Annotated in this window: 6 protein-coding genes; 5 read left to right on the top strand and 1 reads right to left on the bottom strand. The window is 57.4% G+C overall.

Features of this window, described 5'->3' with window-relative positions:
- Positions 1-513: 513 nt before the first annotated feature.
- Entirely contained in the window at positions 514-786 is a 273-nt protein-coding gene (locus OP496_RS16705) for a metalloregulator ArsR/SmtB family transcription factor (RefSeq protein ID WP_280564925.1), read from the top strand.
- A gap of 131 nt (positions 787-917) precedes the next feature.
- Here the strand turns inward: OP496_RS16705 and OP496_RS16710 are convergent, their stop codons facing one another.
- Entirely contained in the window at positions 918-1553 is a 636-nt protein-coding gene (locus OP496_RS16710; protein ID WP_280564927.1) for a hypothetical protein, read from the bottom strand.
- 105 nt (positions 1554-1658) lie between these two features.
- Between OP496_RS16710 and OP496_RS16715 the strand changes: the two genes are divergently transcribed.
- From OP496_RS16715 to OP496_RS16730, 4 genes are read left to right on the top strand one after another with little or no spacing between them, the layout of a single operon-like run.
- Entirely contained in the window at positions 1659-2027 is a 369-nt protein-coding gene (locus OP496_RS16715) for a hypothetical protein (RefSeq protein ID WP_280564928.1), read from the top strand.
- Positions 2024-2530 carry a hypothetical protein gene (locus OP496_RS16720; RefSeq protein WP_280564929.1) on the top strand — a complete coding sequence of 169 codons (507 nt, stop codon included), beginning with the start codon at positions 2024-2026 and terminating at the stop codon, positions 2528-2530. Before OP496_RS16715 ends, OP496_RS16720 begins: the two co-directional genes overlap by 4 nt.
- Before the next feature lies 1 nt (position 2531).
- Complete coding sequence (locus OP496_RS16725) at positions 2532-2744, top strand: excisionase (protein ID WP_280564931.1); 213 nt, start codon at positions 2532-2534, stop codon at positions 2742-2744.
- Between the two features lies 1 nt (position 2745).
- Complete coding sequence (locus OP496_RS16730; RefSeq protein ID WP_280564933.1) at positions 2746-3879, top strand: phage integrase Arm DNA-binding domain-containing protein; 1134 nt, start codon at positions 2746-2748, stop codon at positions 3877-3879.
- Positions 3880-4222: the final 343 nt, after the last annotated feature.

Consider the following 4222-nt stretch of genomic DNA (forward strand, 5'->3'; position numbering starts at 1 on the left):
ACACCCGAGCCCTCCCCGATGCTAACCCTCGCATCACGTTAGCTCCCTGCGTATTCCCCGCCTACGGGCGGGGCTTTTTCTCGTCACCAGCACAACGGCGAGCGCCTGGTCTTCCGGTCGCTGGTTTTTGTGCTGCCCGCTACCCGGAGGCAGCCATGCAGATCTACCTACCTGTTCGACGTCATTGCCGATGCCGCATCTGTGGCGCCCGCCAAACGAAGCCCAGACACCCGGACGATTACGTGCGTGGACCACGATGCCGCAACTGTCACCGGGTCAATACTCTTCGGATCGACAAATGGGCCGACTCGAAACCGTGGCGGCGCCACACGTGTACTTGCGACGGCTATCACTTCCCGCACCGGCGCTGCTCGCTCTGGTGCCACCACAACCCCGCTTACCCGGTCGACGAAGACCGGCGGCTTTTTGCCTAACCAGGATACGTCACCGGAAGGATAGCCCTGCACCTAACTTGCATATAATATGCAACAAAGCTCCATAAGAAATATTGCCATGCCAATCAACATCGACAAATTACTGCGCGTCGTCGCGAACCCGAGCCGCGCTTACATCCTCGATATGCTTGAGTCCCGCGGCGAAATGAGCGTTACCGACATCAACGCAAAGCTGGACCTATCGCAATCGGCCCTTTCGCAGCACCTCAAGCCGATGCGTGAGGCTGGCGCTGTAGAGATCCGGCGCGCCTCGCAAACGATTTATTACCGCATCGCTGATCACCCTGCGCTGCGAGAGCTTGTCGAATGGCGGCGACGACACCGCTGCTAGAAAAAGCAAATACAGTCTGCGTTGAGATCATCATGCTGACGCCCCCTCGACGGGAGTGTGAAGCGACACCGGCGCGCTGTGGCTAAGGCCTGAGCGCACCGGCGAGGGGGTGGAAGTTGAGACGTTGCTAATTAGGCCTTTTCAGCAAATGTCTGGATGCGACCGCAACTTACAAAGAACGGACTGATTTTCTTATTGGCTTGAGGAACCCACAGCATCCTGAACTCGACCTGATCGGCATATTGGTCTGGGGTTTTTATGAATGCAATATGTCTTGGATCAGATTGAAGTGAGACCTGTAGTCGCTCTTTGTACTCTACGCGCCCCATTCCCGAATAACTCAAAGAGTGGCTTTTCTGTATCTCTTTCGTGATCCGCTGGAACAGGGTTTGGGGATGGATGACCCTGACCCCATGCTCGCCGAAGGTACCCGAGGCAAAGCCTGCGGTATTATTCATCGTGAAGCACAAGACAAAAGCATCAGTCATTTTGGTATGCGCTGTATTGTTCGAAATGGAGAGCTCTGTTTTCGCTCCCCCCACCCCTTCGACTTTAACCCCTATGCGCTCAGCCACGTAGCGCACTGCAGGGTTGTCAGCGGCACCTTTTATATCTCCGCTCTTGTAGGTCCAGGTGCCCTCGCCCTTGTCGCCCCTCCTTGGATCTTCATAACCGCGGCAAGCCTCTAGGGTGCTTACTCTGATGCGGCCTTCCAAGAAATCTGCTGCATGAAATGCAGAATCAAAGAATCGATAAATGCTGAACATAGTTTCTACGCCTGGATAGCTTCATCGAGATTAACTCAACAGGCGCGACTGTATAAAGCGGCAGGCCACCGACCGGTGGCTTTATTATTTTCATAAGGAGGAATCATGCGACTCATCGACCAGCTACTAAGCCATCCGCTTTTCGAAGAGCAATGCATTAAACGCATCCTTGAGCCGCTTGGGTTCGAGGTTCACGCCGAGTTCCAGGAAACACCGGATCGCGATGAAGAGCCGGAGAATACGGAGCGTTTCGAGGCCAGCCCGGAGGCCTACATGGCGGCGATATCGTTCAAGGTTCCGGACGGCTTCACCGAGCTTACCCGCTTCGATACCGAAGACTGCGAAATCGTCATGGTTGCGGTGAAGCCCGCCAACGCCCTCGCCGAGATACTGATGGCACGAGAGGAAACAGTTGAGCCGCTGGCAACCATCGCCCGCGAACGACGCCACCAGGACGAGGGAGGCAAGCCTTGAATCCAACGCACACACACCGCCAGCACGGCGGGCGCTTCACCTGGGTAGGCGAGCAGCAAGGCGGCGGTGCGCTCGAGGGGCAGACGCTTGTCTGCTACCTCGAGCTCGACAAGGACCTGAAAAGCATCACCACCCTGGAAGACTGGCGCCAGCACTGGCGAAAGATCGAGCCGGATGATTGCACCGTCTGCATGGGCACCGGACGCGACAGCATCAAGGGCAACGCCGCCAAACCCTGCGGCGGCTGTTACGGCCTCGGCAAAGTGCGAGCAAGCGGAGAGGCGCCAGCCGGCATGTGGCAGTTGGCCGAGATTGCCGGTGGCATTATCGCCCGCCAGCGCCAGGAAATCGGGCGACTACGCCAAATCGAGGCAATGCCCGAGGTGCGCGAAATACTGGATAAGAAGCGCGACGCGCAGAACGACACCATCGCTCGACAGGAACAAAAGTGGCGTGCCGGACGCGGGCACGGCCCAGGTGGACAGCGAGTAACAGGAGATTGAGATGGCGACAGGTAAACTGATGGATCTGGATCAATGGCGGCGCGCCCGTTTTGCCGGTGACCCGCCGTCAGAGACGACAATACGTCGCTGGTGTCGCGAAGGCCATGTGCCTGCAAAGAAGATCGGTGGGACCTGGTTCGTTGACTTGGACGCGGAGCGTCGGCAAACCGGCAACGAGCTGGCTGACCAGGTGTTGGGAACGATGGGAGTCTGATATGGCTGCACGGCCAAGAAAACGAAAAGGCAAGGGCTTAGAGCCAAATCTATACGAGCGCCGGGGCTACTTCACCTATCGCAACCCTGTTGAAGGCACCTGGCACGGCATGGGGCGGGATCGCGCTAAGGCGCAGGATGCCGCCCGCATCCTCAATGCCAGACTGATGCAGGGTGCCGACTATGTAGCCCGCGTCATGGGCGAAGAAGGCATCACTTTAGGCTACGCCATCGATGCCTGGCTCAAGGAGCGCGTGGACGACCATCCCAAGCACAGCGTCAGCACCAAGAAGAACAAGCATTACCGCAGTGGCCGCATCAAGCGTGACCGTGGCGAGACGCTACTCTCGCAAATCGACGTGAAATGGTGCGCCATGTACCTGGACGAGAACTTCAAGGGCGACCCGTATGTGCAATACCGGGCCGTCCTATCGCAGATCTTCAATTTCGCCCAGACCAAGGGATGGATTGATGATAACCCCGTCGCCCCGACCCGAAAGAGCGATGAATCCTATACTGTGAAGCGTAAGCGCCTCACCGTCGATCAATTCAAGGCCATACATGCACAGGCCGAGCCCTGGTTCCAGGTCGCCATGGAGCTCGCTCTATTGTGCCTCTTCGGCCGCGCCGAGGTGTCGTCTGCCCGCTACGATCATATCGAAGGCGGCACCCTGCATTACATCCGCCAGAAAACCCGGGAGCGAAGCAAGAGCGCCTACGTGGCAATCGGCTTAACCCCTGCCATCGAGGATCTGATAGGTCGGTCTCGACTACTGCCTCCAGTGTCGCCATTCATCGTGCACCGCGCACCTGATCGTGGACGGCGCCCGGGCAAGTCGAAGACGCACTGGTCGCAAGTGACGCCGGATATGCTATCGCGCACCTTCGCCAAGCACCGCGCCAACGTGCCGAGCATTGCCGCTTTACCTGACGCAGCTCAACCCACCTTCCACGAGATCCGTTCGCTTGGATCGCGGCTACTTGAGCTCAAGGGCGTAGAGGTAGGTGATATCCAGGTTCTGATGGGGCATGCCGAAGAAGAGATGACCCAGCACTACCTGGATGGACATGGCACCCGGTGGCAGCAGGCTAAGGGCAACCCCTTCTCAATGGCCGACCTCCTCGCTCAAAACTAGCGTGTAACGTCTTGTTTTATAATGGTCGTGATGCCTGAATCTGCCGCCCCTTCGAAAGCTACTTTTCCCCATACCCATCAATAGGTTATACCGCCACCCGGCGTAGAAATGGGGTTGCAGAGGTCGCTGGTTCGAATCCAGTCGCTCCGACCAAAAGATTGAAGAAAAACCGCCGCTTATAGGTCAACTATAGCGGCGGTTTTTCGTTGTGTTAGCATCATGGTGATGATTTGCCTGGAACACTCGTCAGCATGACGAGTCCCACGTTCGGTTACTGCAATTCCAGCGAGGTCCAACACATGCTGCATGACGCTATTGAGATACGGAAAATCGCCGGCCCCGA

The organism is Chromohalobacter sp. 48-RD10 (genome assembly GCF_029889785.1).
Classification (GTDB): domain Bacteria; phylum Pseudomonadota; class Gammaproteobacteria; order Pseudomonadales; family Halomonadaceae; genus Chromohalobacter.